Source organism: Acinetobacter tibetensis (assembly GCF_023824315.1).
Lineage (GTDB): Bacteria > Pseudomonadota > Gammaproteobacteria > Pseudomonadales > Moraxellaceae > Acinetobacter > Acinetobacter tibetensis.
Window position 1 is genome coordinate 876,957 of sequence record NZ_CP098732.1, and the last position, 17,580, is coordinate 894,536.

14 protein-coding genes are annotated in these 17,580 nt (G+C 40.6%); 9 read left to right on the forward strand and 5 right to left on the reverse strand.

Annotation, left to right across the window (positions count from 1 at the left end; genetic code table 11):
- Window positions 1–38: 38 nt before the first annotated feature.
- On the reverse strand, window positions 39–1,871 hold the full coding sequence (locus tag M5E07_RS04175) for a phosphoenolpyruvate carboxykinase (GTP) (RefSeq protein ID WP_252222262.1): 1,833 nt from the start codon (window positions 1,869–1,871) through the stop codon (window positions 39–41).
- A gap of 413 nt (window positions 1,872–2,284) precedes the next feature.
- On the opposite strand from M5E07_RS04175, the gene M5E07_RS04180 reads away from it, so the two are divergent.
- The 5 genes from M5E07_RS04180 to M5E07_RS04200 all read left to right on the forward strand — a co-directional run bounded on the left by M5E07_RS04180 (window position 2,285) and on the right by M5E07_RS04200 (window position 7,470).
- Window positions 2,285–3,217, forward strand: coding sequence for a diacylglycerol/lipid kinase family protein (locus M5E07_RS04180; protein WP_116763430.1), 933 nt, complete (start codon window positions 2,285–2,287; stop codon window positions 3,215–3,217).
- Window positions 3,198–3,956 carry a metallophosphoesterase family protein gene (locus tag M5E07_RS04185; protein WP_116763432.1) on the forward strand — a complete coding sequence of 253 codons (759 nt, stop codon included), beginning with the start codon at window positions 3,198–3,200 and terminating at the stop codon, window positions 3,954–3,956. Before M5E07_RS04180 ends, M5E07_RS04185 begins: the two co-directional genes overlap by 20 nt.
- 195 nt (window positions 3,957–4,151) lie before the next feature.
- Window positions 4,152–4,442, forward strand: coding sequence for a co-chaperone GroES (locus M5E07_RS04190; protein ID WP_116763434.1), 291 nt, complete (start codon window positions 4,152–4,154; stop codon window positions 4,440–4,442).
- 60 nt (window positions 4,443–4,502) lie between these two features.
- On the forward strand, window positions 4,503–6,137 hold the full coding sequence (gene groL / locus M5E07_RS04195) for a chaperonin GroEL (RefSeq protein WP_116763436.1): 1,635 nt from the start codon (window positions 4,503–4,505) through the stop codon (window positions 6,135–6,137).
- A gap of 166 nt (window positions 6,138–6,303) precedes the next feature.
- Window positions 6,304–7,470, forward strand: a complete 1,167-nt coding sequence (locus tag M5E07_RS04200; protein WP_252222265.1) for a helix-turn-helix transcriptional regulator — start codon at window positions 6,304–6,306, stop codon at window positions 7,468–7,470.
- A gap of 7 nt (window positions 7,471–7,477) precedes the next feature.
- On the opposite strand, the gene M5E07_RS04205 is transcribed toward M5E07_RS04200, so the two are convergent.
- Entirely contained in the window at window positions 7,478–7,852 is a 375-nt protein-coding gene (locus M5E07_RS04205) for a diacylglycerol kinase (RefSeq protein WP_116763441.1), read from the reverse strand.
- Window positions 7,853–8,271: 419 nt separating this feature from the next.
- Here M5E07_RS04205 and M5E07_RS04210 point away from each other — a divergent pair, with 419 nt between their 5' ends.
- Together M5E07_RS04210 and M5E07_RS04215 are read left to right on the forward strand one after the other, a co-directional pair.
- On the forward strand, window positions 8,272–11,370 hold the full coding sequence (locus M5E07_RS04210; protein ID WP_252222268.1) for a multidrug efflux RND transporter permease subunit: 3,099 nt from the start codon (window positions 8,272–8,274) through the stop codon (window positions 11,368–11,370).
- A 276-nt stretch (window positions 11,371–11,646) separates the two neighbouring features.
- Window positions 11,647–12,234, forward strand: coding sequence for a DUF4112 domain-containing protein (locus M5E07_RS04215; RefSeq protein WP_252223679.1), 588 nt, complete (start codon window positions 11,647–11,649; stop codon window positions 12,232–12,234).
- A gap of 56 nt (window positions 12,235–12,290) precedes the next feature.
- Here M5E07_RS04215 and htpX read toward each other — a convergent pair whose 3' ends face one another.
- Together htpX and M5E07_RS04225 are read right to left on the reverse strand one after the other, a co-directional pair.
- Entirely contained in the window at window positions 12,291–13,196 is a 906-nt protein-coding gene (gene htpX / locus M5E07_RS04220) for a protease HtpX (protein WP_116763447.1), read from the reverse strand.
- Between the two features lie 129 nt (window positions 13,197–13,325).
- Entirely contained in the window at window positions 13,326–14,126 is an 801-nt protein-coding gene (locus tag M5E07_RS04225; protein WP_416224532.1) for a lytic transglycosylase domain-containing protein, read from the reverse strand.
- A gap of 565 nt (window positions 14,127–14,691) precedes the next feature.
- Between M5E07_RS04225 and ttcA the strand changes: the two genes are divergently transcribed.
- Both ttcA and M5E07_RS04235 read left to right on the forward strand, forming a co-directional pair.
- Window positions 14,692–15,615, forward strand: coding sequence for a tRNA 2-thiocytidine(32) synthetase TtcA (gene ttcA, locus M5E07_RS04230; RefSeq protein ID WP_116763451.1), 924 nt, complete (start codon window positions 14,692–14,694; stop codon window positions 15,613–15,615).
- 228 nt (window positions 15,616–15,843) lie between these two features.
- Window positions 15,844–16,227 (forward strand): SCP2 sterol-binding domain-containing protein, encoded by a 384-nt coding sequence (locus M5E07_RS04235; RefSeq protein ID WP_116763453.1) that lies wholly within the window; start codon window positions 15,844–15,846, stop codon window positions 16,225–16,227.
- Between the two features lie 63 nt (window positions 16,228–16,290).
- Here the strand turns inward: M5E07_RS04235 and M5E07_RS04240 are convergent, their stop codons facing one another.
- The gene (locus tag M5E07_RS04240; RefSeq protein ID WP_252222271.1) at window positions 16,291–17,403 is read right to left on the reverse strand and encodes a transglycosylase SLT domain-containing protein; all 1,113 of its coding nucleotides are present in this window, start codon (window positions 17,401–17,403) and stop codon (window positions 16,291–16,293) included.
- Between the last annotated feature and the right edge of the window lie 177 nt (window positions 17,404–17,580).

Genomic DNA, 17,580 nt, shown 5'->3' on the forward strand with positions numbered 1-17,580 from the left:
CGCTAGTGCGGTCTTTAATCTTAAATTTTTTTAAGCATTTAAGCAGATTGCTTAACCGCTTCTAAAAGTTCGTTTTGACGAGCTTTAAGTGCAGCCGGTAAACGGTCACCTAATTGATTGAACAATTCAGTGTGGCTTTCAATTTCTTTGATCCATTGCTCTTTGTCTTGAGAAGTAATCAGGTCAAATTGAGCTTGAGTAAAGTCAGAACCAGTCCAGTTTAACTGTTCGTAAGTTGGCACACGACCAATTGGAGTTTCAACTGCATCAGCACGGCCTTCACAACGATCAATGATCCATTCAAGCACACGCATGTTTTGACCAAAACCAGGCCATACGAAGTTGCCTTCAGCATCACGACGGAACCAGTTTACATTATAGATACCAGGAAGTTTGTTACCCGCAGCTTTCGCTTTCGCTTCAACTTCTGCACCCATTTCTAACCAATGAGAGAAGTAGTCTGCCATGTTGTAGCCCGCGAACGGAAGCATAGCAAATGGATCACGACGAACAACACCTTGTTGACCAACAGCGGCAGCAGTTGTTTCAGAACCCATTGTTGCAGCTTTGTACACGCCATCTACCCAGTCAAATGCTTCTGAGATTAATGGAACTGTGTCTGCACGGCGACCACCGAAGATGAACGCAGAAATTGGAACACCCGCTGGATTTTCCCAGTCAGCGTCAATAGAAGGACATTGACCAGCAGCCACGGTGAAGCGCGCATTTGGATGAGCTGCTTTTTCAGTACCTGTATGCGGTTGACCTTTCCAGTTGGTAAGGTTTGCAGGCGCTTCTTTAGAAAGACCTTCCCACCAAACTTCACCATTGTCAGTTACAGCAACGTTGGTATAGATGACGTCTTTGTGAAGCGTCGCCATACAGTTCGGGTTAGTCTTGGTATTTGTACCAGGCGCAACACCGAAGAAACCAGCTTCAGGGTTAATTGCATATAAGCGACCATCTTCACCTGGTTTAATCCAAGCAATATCGTCACCTACGGTTTCAATTTTCCAGCCTTCGTAGCCTGCTGGTGGAATAAGCATCGCAAAGTTTGTTTTACCACAAGCAGAAGGGAATGCCGCTGCGATGTAGTGTTTTTCACCTTGAGGATTAGTCACGCCAAGGATTAGCATGTGTTCAGCTAACCAGCCTTGTTCACGACCCATTGCAGATGCGATACGGAGTGCCAAGCATTTTTTACCCAATAATGCATTGCCGCCGTAACCAGAACCGTATGACCAAATTTCACGAGTTTCTGGATAATGAACGATGTATTTTTCAGGGTTGCAAGGCCATGCAACATCTTTTTGTCCTTCTGCAAGTGGTGCACCTACAGTGTGGATACAAGGAATGTACTCGCCATCAGTACCAAGAACGTCATAAACGGCTTTACCCATACGTGCCATTTTAGACATGCTTACCGCAACGTAAGGTGAGTCTGTTAATTCAATACCAATGTGTGCAATGTGGCTGCCCAAAGGACCCATAGAGAAAGGAACAACGTACATTGTACGACCTTCCATTGCACCGTCAAATAAACCATTTAAACGAGTGCGCATTTCTGCAGGAGCTTCCCAGTTATTTGTCGCACCAGCATCTTCTTCTTTTTCAGAACAGATATATGTACGACCTTCAACACGCGCAACGTCAGAAGGGTCAGAATTTGCAAGATAAGAACCAGGGTGTTTTTCTTGGTTTAAAGCTTGCATAGTGCCGTTAGCGATCATCAAGTCGATAAGACGTTGATATTCTTCTTCGCTGCCGTCACACCATTCAATCTTTGCTGGTTTGGTTAATTTCGCAATTTCTTCAACCCATGCAATAAGCTTAGGGTGACGAACGAATTCTGGTGCGTTCACTTGGGTCATGGTGAGGCCTATCTTAAAAGTGTACAAATTTTGTACAAAGTCCAATCTAAGTAATCAGGTTACCTAGATGAAAGTAAAAAAAAGTGGCAGTATTAAAGCACAAAATGATGAAAAAAATAAGACACCCGTATCTACTTGTAGGTATTGATAATTTGTATTGTATTTTTAATTTTATCTTATAAATCATTATGTTGTGATTTATATTTTGAGACTTTATTTGTATTTATTTTTTTTATGGGAATTATTTATTTAAATTATGTTCTTTTTATACAATAGCTTATGTGTATTTTTTTTATGAGCGCTATTATTGATTAAATGAATGGTGGTAATTTGAATTTTGCATAAGAGCATTGTTAATTGGTGATAAATTGGACAAAATTAGAGCAAATACTTCATAGAAGTGAATTTGCGGGATGAATTTAAAACCCCTTTCCATTATTTACAATGCACGCTCTGGTTTTCATGCCAGTAATAAAGAACAAGTCTATGAGCAATTACTGACATATTTTACAGAGCAAGGCTTTGAGATTCAGGCTTTTGAGCTTGGTGAAAAAAACGATTTTCCTGCCTTGATGCAATCAATTATACAGCGCCATCATTCTTCCAGTGAAATGGGGGTGATTGTTTCAGCAGGCGGAGATGGAACTTTAAATGCGGTTGCCAAAGCCTTACTCGGGACCCATATCCCTTTAGGTATTTTACCCTTAGGCACATTTAATTATGTTGCCCGTGTTTTGAATATTCCACTTGAAATTATGCAAGCGGCTGAAGTGATTGCTACGGGGCAGATACGCTCCATTCATGTGGCTAAAATTAATGATCAAATTTACTTAAATAATGCCAGTTTAGGTTTATATCCTTTATTTATTCAACGTCGTGAACTCTATAATGCCAAGTTTGGGCGTTTTCCTTTACATGCTTACACTTCGGGTTTGGATGTGTTGATTCGAGATCGTAAAGAGTTGAAATTGGAGGTGGAAGTGGATGGTAAAACCTATCCTGTAAAAACCCCCTTAATCTTTTTTGGTAATAATCAACTACAGTTAGCGGAAATGAAATTACGTATTGCTAAATGCGCAGAGCGGGGGCAAGTTGCAGGTCTAGTCGTGGCAAAAAGCGATAAATTAACTTTATTTCGGATGTTATTACAGTTAATCCGTGGTGAGCTAGAAAAAGCACCTGATGTTTATAGTTTTGCCGCAGACGATGTCAAAGTCTTTTCGCAACGTGAAAAATTAACGGTTGCACTGGATGGTGAAATTGTAGAAATGCGCCCTCCACTGCATATCACCGTACAAAAAAATGCAGTTAACATGATGGTGCCGTATGCTGCTGCATCTGTCTGATCTGCATTTTGGTACTGAGCGACCTGAATGTCTGACTGCGATTCAGCGGTTTTGTCGTGAACAACAGCCCGAACTGGTAGTAGTGAGCGGGGATTTAACCCAACGTGCGCGCTATAGAGAATTTTTTCACTGTAAACAGTTCCTCGACAGCCTAAACTGCCCCTACTTGGTGGTGCCAGGTAACCATGATATTCCGCTGTACCATGTTTGGGATCGTATTTTTAATCCTTTTACGCGCTACCAATTGTTTTTTGGTAATATGGAAATGACCTTGGAAACTGAGCACTTTTATGTGATTGGGGTCAATAGTATCCGCCGTCGTTACCATACGCGCGGACATATTTCTTTAGAGCAAATTCAACTGATTGATCAAATATTACAGCGTGCACCAGAGCACAAAATAAAAATTATTGCAGCACATCAGCCTTTTTATGCATCGCCAGAAGATCCGCATGACATTAAAGATTGTCCTGTACTTGGACGTATGGCATTAGAAGTTTGGAGTAAAAGTGGTTTAAAGGCACTGCTGCATGGTCATTTGCATCAGTCAGCGGTATTCGATTTAAATTACTTATACCATTTAAATGTTGGGCATCCTGTGTTGGATATTCATGCGGGAACAGCAACGTCTTATCGTTTACACCATGCTTTAAGCAATAGTTTTAATGTGATTGATGCGCAAGCAGATGTGCGACATTATCAATTTAGCCTTCAACATTTAGAGTTTGAATTGGTATAAATTGCTGAATTAAGCAACGAATCATTCGTATTGCCTAAAAAAAATACAAAAAAGATGCTTTTTTTTTAAAGCAGCCCTTGAAGCGTTCTTTTCCATCCCCACAAAAGTGTCATCTAAATTCATTTTGATGATGACCAAAGGAATAAATAAGTCGTCATCAGTCATCTTAATAGACTTAGTCTGATGGAGTTATTTATGAGCAACATTCGTCCATTACATGACCGTGTAGTTATTCGTCGTGTTGAAGAAGAAACGAAAACCGCTGGCGGTATTTTATTGCCAGGTTCTGCAGCAGAAAAACCAGCACAAGGTGAAATTATTGCTGTAGGTAATGGTCAAATCACGGACAACGGTATTCGCGCTTTAGATGTAAAAGTTGGCGACAAAGTATTGTTCGGTACTTATGCAGGTACAACTGTAAAAGTACAAGGTGAAGAACTTCTTATCATGAAAGAGTCTGACATTTTAGCTGTATTAGAAGGCTAATTCTGTCCTTACTCGTTCAATCTCAGATTAGTAAAGATTAAAAAATTTCGGAGTCTATAAATGTCAGCTAAAGACGTAAAATTTGGTGATTCAGCACGCTCTAAAATGATTGCAGGCGTAAACGTGCTTGCAGATGCTGTAAAAGTAACTTTAGGTCCTAAAGGCCGTAATGTTGTGATTGACCGTTCTTTCGGTGCACCGCACATCACTAAAGATGGTGTAACAGTTGCGAAAGAAATTTCTCTTAAAGATAAATTTGAGAACATGGGCGCTCAATTGGTTCGTGAAGTATCTTCTAAAACCAATGACATCGCTGGTGATGGTACAACGACTGCAACTGTATTGGCTCAAGCTATTTTGAATGAAGGTATCAAGTCAGTAACAGCGGGTATGAACCCAATGGACTTGAAACGTGGTATCGACCTTGCAGTGAAAGCATTGGTTGCTGAAATTAAAGCAACGGCAAAACCTGCATCTGATACTAAAGCAATTGAACAAGTGGGTTCAATCTCTGCAAACTCTGACGAAACTGTAGGTAAACTCATTGCACAAGCAATGGAACGCGTAGGTAAAGAAGGCGTGATTACCGTTGAAGAAGGTTCAGGCTTTGAAGATGCTTTGGACGTTGTTGAAGGTATGCAGTTTGACCGTGGTTATATCAGCCCGTACTTTGCAAACAAACAAGATACACTAACGGCTGAACTTGAAAATCCGTTCATTTTGCTTGTTGACAAAAAAATCAGCAACATCCGTGAACTAATTACTGTATTAGAAGCAGTAGCTAAAACAGGCAAACCACTTTTAATCATCGCTGAAGATGTTGAAGGTGAAGCGTTAGCAACACTTGTTGTGAACAACATGCGCGGCATTATTAAAGTATGTGCAGTGAAAGCGCCTGGCTTTGGTGACCGCCGTAAAGCAATGCTTCAAGACATCGCAATCTTAACGGGTGCGACAGTGATTTCTGAAGAAGTAGGCATGTCTTTAGAGCAAGCTTCTCTTCAAGATTTAGGTACTGCACACAAAATCACAGTTTCTAAAGAAAACACTGTGATTGTGGATGGTGCTGGTGATGCTGCTCAAATCGCTGAGCGTGTTCAACAAATCCGTGCACAAATTGAAGAATCTACGTCTGAATATGACAAAGAAAAACTTCAAGAACGCGTTGCTAAATTAGCTGGCGGTGTAGCTGTAATCAAAATTGGTGCAGCAACTGAAGTTGAAATGAAAGAGAAGAAAGACCGTGTTGACGATGCATTACATGCAACTCGTGCTGCGGTTGAAGAAGGTGTAGTTGCTGGTGGTGGTGTTGCACTCGTACGTGCTGCTGCTGCGCTCGATGGCTTAAACGGTGCGAATGATGACCAAAACGTGGGTATCAACATTCTTCGTCGTGCGATTGAAGCGCCACTTCGTCAAATCGTTGCAAATGCGGGTGATGAGCCTTCAGTTGTTATCAACGCGGTGAAAAATGGCGAAGGTAACTTTGGTTATAACGCTGCAACTTCTGAGTATGGCGACATGCTAGAAATGGGTATTCTTGACCCAGCGAAAGTAACGCGTTCTGCTCTTGAGCATGCTGCATCTGTTGCTGGCCTAATGCTCACAACTGAGTGCATGATCACTGATATTCCAGAAGACAAGCCTGCAATGCCTGATATGGGCGGCATGGGTGGTATGGGCGGAATGATGTAATCATTACCCCAGATCCACAGATCTAAAAAATCCCCACTTGATGTGGGGATTTTTTTATTTTTATCGGTATAATTGAGTTAGAAAAAGACTCGAAAATAATAAAGTAATAAAAAACAAAATATTAAAGTAATGTACGGGTAGGTTTTTTGCGTCTGGGGAGAAGGATATGGAGCAAGAACATGTAATGATCGAAATGATTTATGAAGCAACCATGGATCCTACATTGTGGCAGCAGGTTCTCATTCGACTGGTTGAATATACAGGCAGTCAAAGTGCAATTTTTACCGCGATCGATCAGCTCAATCCCAAATTTAATTTTACCTTTACCCATAACATTTCTGAGGCAACTTTAGCAGCCTATCATGATGAAAAAATTCAAATGATAGATATGCAATTACATGCCCCGATCTTGAAACAACAAGGCTTGGGAGAGCCTGTAGTTTTGGACTGGAGTGCCTACGCACAGCGTCAAGGGCAAGCTGAATATAGCTTTTATGAAAAATGTGTAGCACCTTCAGGCATAGGTTCGGCACAAGGCATTCTGCTAGAAACAGGACAATATCGCTGGGCAGTATTGGGTATTCATCGAGCAGCGACGGTTCCAATATATCAACAACAAGAAACAGAACTGTTAAAAAGATTAAGTAAGCATTTCCGTCGCGCACTGCAAATTCATCGTCAGTTAAGTTTGGTACAGCAGGAAAATCTAGATCTATATAAACTTTTTGATGCTTTAAAAACAGGAGTGATTTTACTGGATGAAAATGCCTGTTTACTGTATGCCAATAAGCAAGCACAAAGGATTTTAGAGACATGTCAAGAACTCAGCTTAGACCATTTTAATCGTTTAAAGGCTGTAACTCCTTATCATGCACAATTAGAACAATATCTTGCTAGTGCACGCTTTCAGGATTCATCACCAACCCATCATCAAGGTATTCATGCAGGTGGAGTTCTGGCAATTCAGTCTGCTCAAAAATCACAAGTTTTGATGGTCAGTGTCGTGCCTTTTTCAAGTGTTTGGCAGAACCTGTCGAATAAACAGCAAATAGAACAGAAAGTAGCGGTATTTTTAACTGAGCCAGATAAGCACTATCAACTTGCGGGTGATTTTTTAAAGCAGCATTATCAGCTTTCACAGCGCGAGGTCGAAATTTGTCAACTATTTGTCGATGGATACAATCTTGAAGCTATTGCAGAAGAATGCACACTGACACTCAGTTCGGTACGCACATATATGAAATATATTTTTGCCAAAACGGAGTGTTCAACTCAAGTCGAATTATTTCGCTTATTGGTAGGTTTAAGTTTGGATTTTGAACATATTCCTTAATTGTACTTTAACCCCATAAAATCAGTGTCCAAGTGATGGCAATAATACTTAAAGCAACAAATTGTGCAGCACTGCCCATATCTTTAGCATTTTTAGACAAGGGGTGACGTTCCAAAGAAACGCGATCGACAATTGCTTCTAAGGCCGAATTGAAAAGCTCGACAATGATTGCCAACAAACAAACAGCTATAAGAATAGCTTGCTCACTACGGCTTACGTTAAGAAAAAAAGTGACTGGAATCAAAATAAGATTGATATAAATAATTTGTCGAAACGCGGCTTCATGTTGAAAAGCAGCTTTAAAGCCAGCGATAGAATAGTGGGTTGCATTAAAGATTCGTTTTAAACCAGTTTTACCTTTAAGGGGAGAATATTCGCTCATGATGGATATGATCATTCTAGATAGAGAGGAGAATAGCCCTGATAGATTAAAGTGGGCTTAAAACATACAAATATGTAGGCTTAGTTTAGCATGAATTACGCTCAATCAAATGAGCAAAAAGTTGTCACTTGGCTTGGGATAAAGTGATATTCATCCTCTCTCAGAATTATATTCAAGTCTGCATTGGCTTTAGGTATTGAGGAATATATAGTTGATATTTGGTTGATTCTTGATTTGCATGATTGATTGAAATTATCGGGTGGAAGGAATGGATCTTCATCATTTCTACATAATTGAATAATAAATCCGTAACTATGTTAATAATGATTGTGTTTTATGGTTGGGTCATTGAATATCAACATAAATTTGCTAGTTTTTTCTTCCTCCTTTGAATTCTAATTTTTAAGTGGCGCAAACCTATGTTGTCTAAGTTTTTTATACAACGTCCCATTTTTGCGGGTGTACTTGCAATTATTGTGATGGCTTTGGGGCTTTTTGCCATTCTGAATTTGCCAGTAGAACGTTATCCCGATATTGCGCCACCACGAATTACCGTGAGTGCAAGTTATACAGGTGCATCTGCGGAAACCGTAGAGGAAAGTGTTACGCAAATTTTAGAACAACAAATCAAAGGGATTGATCACCTTTTATATTTTAGTTCCAGTAGTGATTCTTCTGGGCGTAGCCGAATTAGCATCAGTTTTGAAAATGGCACTGACCCCGATACTGCACAGGTACAAGTACAGAATGCAATTAATGGTGTCGTCAGTCGTTTACCAGAAGATGTACAGCGCCAAGGTGTAAATGTCTATAAATCACTGGGGGATACCCATATGGTGATTGGCTTATATGATGCTTCTGGTCGTAGCGACAATATTGAGTTGTCTGATTATATGATGACGCATTTGGAGCAGGACATTGCCCGTATTGACGGTGTCGGTGAAGTTGATGTATTTGGTTCGCAATATGCGATGCGTATTTGGCTCAATCCTACAAAATTAAAGCAATATAATTTAATGCCATCCGATATTCGTAGCGCAATTGAAGCACAGAATACTCAAGTGGCAGCGGGCGGTATTGGCGATTTACCCACGGTCGAAAATCAATATCTGAATGCAAAAGTGACTTCAGGATCTCGACTTAAAACTGTACCTGAATTTGAACAAATTATTGTGAAGTCAAACCGTGATGGTAGTTTCGTTTATTTAAAAGATGTGGCGCGCATTGAGTTAGGTGCAGAAAACTATCAATCCTTTAATACCATTAATGGTTTTGCATCGGCAGGGATGGGGATTTCGTTGTCTTCTGGAGCAAATGCACTTGCAACTTCTGCTTTGATTAAAGCCGAGGTTGAGCACTTATCCAGTAAATTACCCGCGGGCTATAAAATTGTTTATCCACGAGATAATACGCCGTTTGTACAAGAGTCGATTAAGGAAGTTGTCAAAACCCTGTTTGAAGCGGTCACTCTGGTGGTGATTGTGATGTTTCTGTTTTTGCAGAATTGGCGCGCTACTTTAATTCCCACTATTACCGTGCCTGTAGTGATTTTGGGCACGATGGCAATACTCTATGTTTTAGGTATGAGCATTAATACCTTAACGCTATTTGCTTTGGTTTTAGCGATTGGTTTATTGGTAGATGATGCCATCGTGGTGGTCGAAAATGTGGAGCGTCTGATGCACGAACAGCATTTGTCTGCCAAAGATGCCGCCATTGAATCCATGCAGGAAATTAGTGGAGCCTTAATTGGGATTACTTTGGTACTTACCGCAGTCTTTATTCCGATGGCATTTTTTGGCGGATCTACAGGGGTAATTTATCGCCAGTTTTCCATCACTTTAGTGGCTGCCATGGGACTTTCCTTAATGGTGGCTTTGGTGTTAACGCCAGCCCTGTGTGCTTTAATTTTGCAGCCCAGCAATAAGCAGAAAAAATGGGCAGTGTGGTTCAATCAAAAGTTAGAACAGTTAAAAACACATTATCTTAAACTCACGCAATTGACCATAAACCATAAACGCATCAGTTTGGTGATATTTACTGCATTAATCGCCGTATTTGCCTTGTTTTATCGTGCTTTGCCCACCAGTTTTATTCCAAGTGAAGATCAGGGCATATTAAGTGTGCAATTTGAGCTGATTAATGGCGCACCGTTGTCTAAAAGTCGTGAAATTGGTGAGGAGATTCGCCAGTATTTTCTGAGTCAAGAAAAAGACAATGTCAATTTGGTGATGGTTCGCTATGGGCGTAATTACTCTGGGACTGGACAGAATTTGGGGCAAGGATTTGTCGCCTTGAAACATTGGGATGAGCGGAGTGGTCAATACAACTCAGCCCAAGCCATACGTGAACGGGCGATGCTGCATTTTCGTCAGAATCGTAATGCCAAAATTATGGTGAATATGCCATCTTCAGTCAGTGGTTTGGGTCAGACGGATGGTTTGGAGTTTTGGATTCGAGACATTAACGGCAATGGACGTCAATTCTTAGATGCGGAATTTAAAAAGTTACAAACTGCTGCAGAACACTATAAGAGCTTTGAAAATCTGGATAACAAGGCAAATCCTGATAAAGCTGAATTACAAGTCAAGATTGATCAAAAACAAGCGATGGCATTAGGTCTATCACAATCCGCCATTAACAGCACTTTATCGGCTGCGTGGGGCGGTTCTTATGTCAATGATTTCATTGATCGTGGGCGGGTCAAACGTGTGATGATGCAGGGGGATGCCGAATATCGATCGAAACCTGAAGATTTACAGCAATGGTATGTTCGTAATGATACCAATCAGATGGTGTCATTTGCCAGTTTTGCCAACGTAAATTGGGGCGGTGGGCCTGAAGTGGTGAAACGCTTTATGGGCTATACCGCTTTAGAGATGGAAGCAGATACAGCAAAGAATATCAGTTCGGGTGTCGCCATGGGGGATATTCAGACGTTGGTGGAACAGCAGCCTGATATTAACTTGGCGTGGAGTGGGCTTTCATTTGAAGAACAAAAATCAAGTCATCAGGCTTTATGGCTATATTTGATCTCGATTGGTTTTATCTTTTTATGTTTGGCGGCACTGTATGAAAGCTGGACTATTCCAACGGCTGTTATGAGTGCTATTCCTTTAGGCATTGGAGGAAATATTCTCTTTAGTTATTTTGTGGGCTTTCCAAATGACATATATTTCCAGATTGCCTTACTCACCACGATTGGTCTGTCCTGTAAAAATGCCATTTTAATTGTGGAATTTGCTTCTATGGCGCAAACACGTGGTCTGACGGTCATACAAGCAGCCATGGAGGGGGCGAGTTTGCGCTTACGTCCAATTTTGATGACTTCTTTGGCTTTTGGTGCTGGCGTCATTCCTTTGGTGTTTGCTTTTGGTGCAGGGGCGGCAAGTCGACAGGAAATAGGCATTAGTGTACTGGGCGGTGTGATTTTCGGGACAGTCTTGGTATTGATTTTTATTCCCTTTATGTACGTGTTGATTCGTTCTATTTTTGGTGTGAAACATCAGCAATTATAGTGCTTCGAACTGTTAATGGTTTTCTATGTTTTGTAAATCCACCAGCAGGATGAGCCTGAAGAGATTTCTAAAATTTCATGTTGAAAGCTATTCATCTATGGTGCCATGTAATGGCAAAAATTCTTATAAACTGCTGATTTAAGGTTAGCTGCTATTCTGCTAGATGAATGGAAAGTAGTTGTTCAATTTTCTGCAAATTTGCATAACCCTTTGTTACGGCATTCGCATGAGAAATGCTTTAAGCTGTAGTGAAATCAACATCATACTGACATGAACATGCCTGAACAGCAGCGAGCTACAAAAAAAACACCGCAAGAAGTCATTCGTTTAGAGCGTGATTTAGCGAAATATGCCAATCTTATGGATTCACTGATTCGAATTCCTTTTACCAAGCAAGGTGTGGGGGCAGATGCCGCTTTAGGCACCATTCCTGTGGCAGGAGATGTCGCAGGTTTTGCATTAACCTGTTATGCGGTGTATAAGGCCAAGCAAATTGGCGTACCACAACATAAATTAAATGTAGTGTATAAACTGGCGGCAATAGACTTAGTGGTCGGATTTATTCCAATAGCAGGAACCTTATTTGATATTTTTATTCGTCCAAGCCGTAAAGCACTCGATGTCGTACATGAGCATATTCGGGAAGAATATCAGATCCGCGATACGATGCATGTCGAACATCCGTATTTACATGAAAAGTTAGAACAGAAGCAGCAGCATTCAGCCTTTTGGCGCCAGCCAGTCATTGCATGGTTATGGCTACATATTCCAGATTTGATTGGTTTGGTGGTGATTTTTTTGCTGCTTGTTGCCTCTTGGTATGGCTTTACTGCCGTATGGTCTTGGTATCAAAACTGGTCTTAAACCTATTGATCTAATAAAAAAGCCTCCATATCGGAGGCTTTTTTGAATCTTTAAACTTATGCGCAGTCTAATTGTTGTAAGGCTGCTACACGTTGTTCAATCGATGGGTGAGTTTGGAATAAGGCAGCTAAGCTGAACCCTTGTTCTTTACCTTCCGTAATTGAGAAAGCTTTCATTTCTTTTGGCATTTGGTCAGGAAGTTCTGATTCTGCTTGTAAACGTAATAAGGCAGAAATCATGGCTTGTTTGCCTGCAAGACGTGCACCCGCTTCATCCGCACGGAATTCACGATAGCGTGAAAACCACATCACGATGGCAGACGCCAAAATACCAAATACGATGTCTAAGACAATAGTAATAGCGAAGTAAGCCAATCCTGGAGCTTCTCCGTCTTCACGACCGAATACATTGCGGTCAATGAAATCACCCACAACACGTGCAAAGAACATGACAAAGGCGTTAACGACACCTTGGATCAATGCCAGTGTCACCATATCACCATTGGCAACGTGACCAATTTCATGGGCAAGTACAGCACGCAATTCATCTTTATTCATACGCTCAAGTAAGCCCGTAGAAACGGCTACGAGCGCATCATTTTTATTCCAACCTGTTGCAAATGCATTTGATTGGTAAGATGGGAAAATACCCACTTCTGGCATGTTAATACCAGCACGCTGAGACAATTCCGCAACTGTTTGTAGCAACCAAACCTCTGCTTGGCTACGTGGAGCATTAGGGTCAATAAGTTCAGTGCCAGTTGTTTTTTTCGCCATCCATTTCGACATGAACAGAGACACTAAAGAGCCAACCATACCAAACACGAAACAGACGACTAAAAGGTTGCCTAGATTCAAGCCACCCGCGCCATGATAACTACCGACACCGAAGAGTGACAAAATAATGCCAGCTACAACCAGTACCGCGAGGTTGGTTAGCAAGAACAAACCAATCCGCATCATTGAGAAAATCCTCTTAATATAGAAATATAATCTGATTTATAACTGATAAATCATAAGGATCAATATGCGGTGAATATTGCAAAAATTCAAGAAAAAAACGTGACTGTCGCTAAAAATAACATTTTTCTATTAATAGATTCGTGCAGATGCCGAAGCATGTTCTGTCGAATATGAGCCTGCTCTTGGAGTATCTGTATAACTACCATCCGCTGCGATGATGATCTCACGCTGCCCACTTCTGGACGATGGGTTTGGGATGGACTCTGCCTGTGCAGATTGAGCATTGTTTTGCTTCGCACTGTAATTTACAGATTGGGCAACGATTTTCCCTGAGTTGCTACCATTGCTGATCAGACCACCTGAATACAGATTGCTATAACGACTGCTCACACGGCGTACATAGTCTTGGGTTTCTTTAAATGGGGGGATGCCACCGTACTTTTGCACATTGCCTTCGCCAGCATTATAGCCTGCAAGGGCAAGGCTGGTATTGCCATTAAAGCGTTTCATCAACCACGCAAGGTATTTCGCACCGGCGTTAATGTTTTGTTGCGGGTCGTATGCATTCGAGACATTGAAGCGACGTGCGGTTGCAGGCATCAGTTGCATTAATCCTTGTGCACCCACTGGAGAACGTGCATTGACGTTAAAGCCAGATTCAGTATGCATCACGGCTTTAATTAAACCTTCCGAAATCCCATGGGTTTGGGCAGCTTGGCGAATCATGGCATCAAATGCGTTGCGATTGCGGCTGTAACTGGGCAAAACCGAAGATTCTGAATTACCCCAGTTACTATAACTATGAATATTACTGTCAGGATAATATGTGGCTTTGACTTTAGTTAAAGATTTATCTGAACTTTTACGATTAGTAAGCAGCGTGCCACCGTTACTATCTTTATAGATATAAATTTGCCCAGCGTAAGTCATAGCACTTCCTAGACTAATAGATGCTGTGCTTAATAAATATAATGCTAATGTTCTTACTTTATTGTTCATTTTAATAATTAATAAAATCTTGCCCAAATAAGTCTTAACAAGTTTAGCAAAAAAATACGGCTTAAAAAGCCTTGCCGAATTTTATTTTTCATGACTTCGTAAAAATCAAGCTTAATTGCAGAGTTAATAATCAAAAAAAAATTAATTTATTTTTAATCAGGATTGCTTGACTATGATAAGTCATTGATATTTATTTAAAATAAAATTGATCAAAAAATGATCGATTTAAATAGAAGCCTTAGACTATGGGAAGGATCACCTGTCAAGTGTTTTGAAATCCACAAAGTTATCCACAGCTTTTGTGGACAACTGTGGAAAAGTCCAAAAGATAAGCATTTGGGCGAAAAAATGAACTGCAACGTTCAAATTTACCCTCTAAGCAATACGAAAAAATGACAAGTAGATTCGGTCATGAGAATTTACATTCTTTAGATGCGATTGCTTGGCGAATCATATAAAATTGCGCGGTATTTTCATTTATGGGTTAATCGTGTCTATGTACTCGCCAGTTGAGTCCGAACAAGGGTTTAATTTCAAGCCAGAACTCCCAACCAGCTCTGCCTACTATCGTTTGTTAAAAAAGCTTCGCCGCCAAGTGGGGCATGCTATTCGTGATTTTAAAATGATCGAAGACGGCGATAAGGTCATGGTCTGTATTTCTGGCGGTAAAGACAGTTATACCTTGCTGGACATCTTATTGCAGTTTAAACGTATTGCACCGATTAACTTTGACGTGGTTGCGGTAAACCTTGACCAAAAGCAACCGGGTTTCCCTGAAGATGTATTACCGCGTTATTTAGAAGAAAATAACATTCCCTACTATATTTTGGAAAAAGACACTTACAGCATTACGAAGCGTTTAACTCCAGAAGGGAAAACCTATTGTGCGGTGTGTTCGCGTTTACGTCGTGGTTCGTTATATGGCTTTGCACAAGAGATTGGTGCAACCAAAGTGGCACTCGGACATCACCGTGATGATATTTTAGCGACCTTCTTCCTGAACTTGTTCCATGGCGGTAGCTTAAAAGCCATGCCACCAAAATTGTTGTCTACAGATAAAAAGAACATTTTGATTCGTCCACTGGCCTATGTGGAAGAGAAAGATATTATTAAATATGCAGAAATGCGTCAGTTCCCAATTATCCCATGTAACTTATGTGGTTCGCAGGAGAACCTGCAACGTGCTATGTTAAATGACATGTTGCGTACATGGGACAAAGAGCATCCGAAGCGTTTACACAGCATTTTTGGTGCGTTACAGAACGTTTCACCATCCCAATTGGCCGATCGTGAACTGTTTGATTTTGAAGTGCTCGATTCACAACGTGAGTTCGACTTTAAAGGCGAAAGTTGTTCGACTGAAGCTGAACCTGAGAACAAACGTATTAATATGGTGAATCTTGGCTTTGCTGTTGAATAATTTTGTCATTTAAGCCAATACAAAACACCAATCAATGATTGGTGTTTTTTTATGTAGATGATTTTGATCATCTTTGTATAAGAAATATAAAATATGAACGGTACGTACAAAAAACTTTAGGCACAGGTAAGATATACATGCTATAACAATCTCCACGTGTATTTAGCTTCACAATGATGTCGACTGGATAGGCGACACAAAATGAACAAATAAATTTGAGGAAACATCATGCCTGCCTTTTTAACTGATGATTGGTTTTCAACTGTAGAAACTTTGACTGCACAAGCAGGGGACTTAAATTTGCCACCTGCTTTGGCAAATTTAGCCATTAACTTGGTTGTGACAGATACGAGCGGTAATACCGAATTGGCATTAGATGGTGGCAAAATCTTAAAAGGTTTGTCTTCAAATGCCAAAACAACGCTCAATATGGATGCTGATACACTTCGTAAAGTATTCTTAGAGTTTGATATGGCTGCTGCGATGCAAGCATTCATGACAGGTAAAATCAAAGTTCAAGGTGATATGTCACAATTGATGGCGTTGCAAACCGCAAAACCAAGCCAAGAACAAAAGGATTTATTTAAGAAAGTACTTGAGCTTACAGCTTAAGTTTTTCGCAAAAAAAAGCTTACCAACAGGTAAGCTTTTTTTCTGCCTTCAATTCATGACTATTTATATATTCACCAATTGAGGCGTATTTTTGATGTATTCCAAGTAAGAACGAATACGCGTGACATATTGTACTGCTTGGCGATAGCGACCATTTTGTGCTTTATGACTATCTAAATAACTATATAGGTTTACCCAGTTATCTGGATCTTTGCCTTGAGCACTGATACGCTTCTGAATCTGATCTACGGCTCCTGGTCCCATGTTATAGGCAACCAATGCATACCAGTTACGATCTGGATAAGGAACTTCCTCAAACTTGCTCAGCATCAGGTCGTAGTACTTTGCACCCCCCTGAATACTTTGCGCAGGATCGGTACGATTACTCACACCCATCGCTTTGGCTGTGCTGTTGGTCAGCATCATAATGCCGCGCACACCTGTGGGCGAAATTGAATCGGGTTTTAAGTACGATTCTTGATAGCCAATAGCCGCTAAGAAATGCCAATCGAGGTCGTATTTCTCAGCAGTGCGCTGGAAACTGGCTTTATAAATCGGCATACGTTTGGTGAGATCACGTTCAATAGAATCCCATGACTCGGCCTGTACAACATTGCGATTATAAAAAGAAGCCAATTGGCTAATTGAACCCGTTTGCTTACTTTGACAAACAAAGCCACTGGCTGTTTGAGTCAAGGGGTCATCAGCATGTTTAAATACCCAATTCAATTGAGTATTTAAGCCATTTTTCTGTAGGCTATATAAGTCACCACAGGTGGCTGAAAACGAAGTTAGTTTTTTACTTTCAATTTTTTGAATGCTTGAGGTGGTAATGGCAAAGTTTGCTTTACCTTGATCAACCAATTTTAATGCCGTGGCATCATCAGGAACGGTGGTAAACACCAGTTCAACATTCATACTGTCAGCATAATTACGTGCAAGGTCATAACCAAAGCCATGTAAATACTGCCCATCTTTAAAAACAGTCGATGGATTTTCTACACCAACCACTGTGAGTTTGTTGTTATTAACAACAGCGTCATATTGGTAAGCCTTGCTCGCGTTAATCGTATGAAAAGGAATTAAGGCGGCGGTGAGTGCTAAGGCTTTTAAAGGGAGAGAGAAAGTTAATGAGTTAAGGCTAAGCCTCGACCCAGAAGATGAACTACTGTGCATGTTGTCTCCGCTACAAGTAATTTATGCCCTAAAAATCCAAAGCAAACGAGGCCTTAAACTTTTATAAGTTTGATAAATTCAATAAGGGGTGGGCAGGCATGACGTCATTCAGAATGACATGGGATAAAAGGAAATTATGCAGTAAAAAACCACACAGGTTAAAAAGTACACTAAACA

Coding starts and splice junctions, on each gene's coding strand:
- M5E07_RS04175 (WP_252222262.1), bottom strand. CDS start 1,871: ATGACCCAAGTGAACGCACCAGAATTCGTTCGTCACCCTAAGCTTATT.
- M5E07_RS04180 (WP_116763430.1), top strand. CDS start 2,285: ATGAATTTAAAACCCCTTTCCATTATTTACAATGCACGCTCTGGTTTT.
- M5E07_RS04185 (WP_116763432.1), top strand. CDS start 3,198: ATGCTGCTGCATCTGTCTGATCTGCATTTTGGTACTGAGCGACCTGAA.
- M5E07_RS04190 (WP_116763434.1), top strand. CDS start 4,152: ATGAGCAACATTCGTCCATTACATGACCGTGTAGTTATTCGTCGTGTT.
- groL (WP_116763436.1), top strand. CDS start 4,503: ATGTCAGCTAAAGACGTAAAATTTGGTGATTCAGCACGCTCTAAAATG.
- M5E07_RS04200 (WP_252222265.1), top strand. CDS start 6,304: ATGGAGCAAGAACATGTAATGATCGAAATGATTTATGAAGCAACCATG.
- M5E07_RS04205 (WP_116763441.1), bottom strand. CDS start 7,852: ATGAGCGAATATTCTCCCCTTAAAGGTAAAACTGGTTTAAAACGAATC.
- M5E07_RS04210 (WP_252222268.1), top strand. CDS start 8,272: ATGTTGTCTAAGTTTTTTATACAACGTCCCATTTTTGCGGGTGTACTT.
- M5E07_RS04215 (WP_252223679.1), top strand. CDS start 11,647: ATGCCTGAACAGCAGCGAGCTACAAAAAAAACACCGCAAGAAGTCATT.
- htpX (WP_116763447.1), bottom strand. CDS start 13,196: ATGATGCGGATTGGTTTGTTCTTGCTAACCAACCTCGCGGTACTGGTT.
- M5E07_RS04225 (WP_416224532.1), bottom strand. CDS start 14,126: ATGACTTACGCTGGGCAAATTTATATCTATAAAGATAGTAACGGTGGC.
- ttcA (WP_116763451.1), top strand. CDS start 14,692: ATGTACTCGCCAGTTGAGTCCGAACAAGGGTTTAATTTCAAGCCAGAA.
- M5E07_RS04235 (WP_116763453.1), top strand. CDS start 15,844: ATGCCTGCCTTTTTAACTGATGATTGGTTTTCAACTGTAGAAACTTTG.
- M5E07_RS04240 (WP_252222271.1), bottom strand. CDS start 17,403: ATGCACAGTAGTTCATCTTCTGGGTCGAGGCTTAGCCTTAACTCATTA.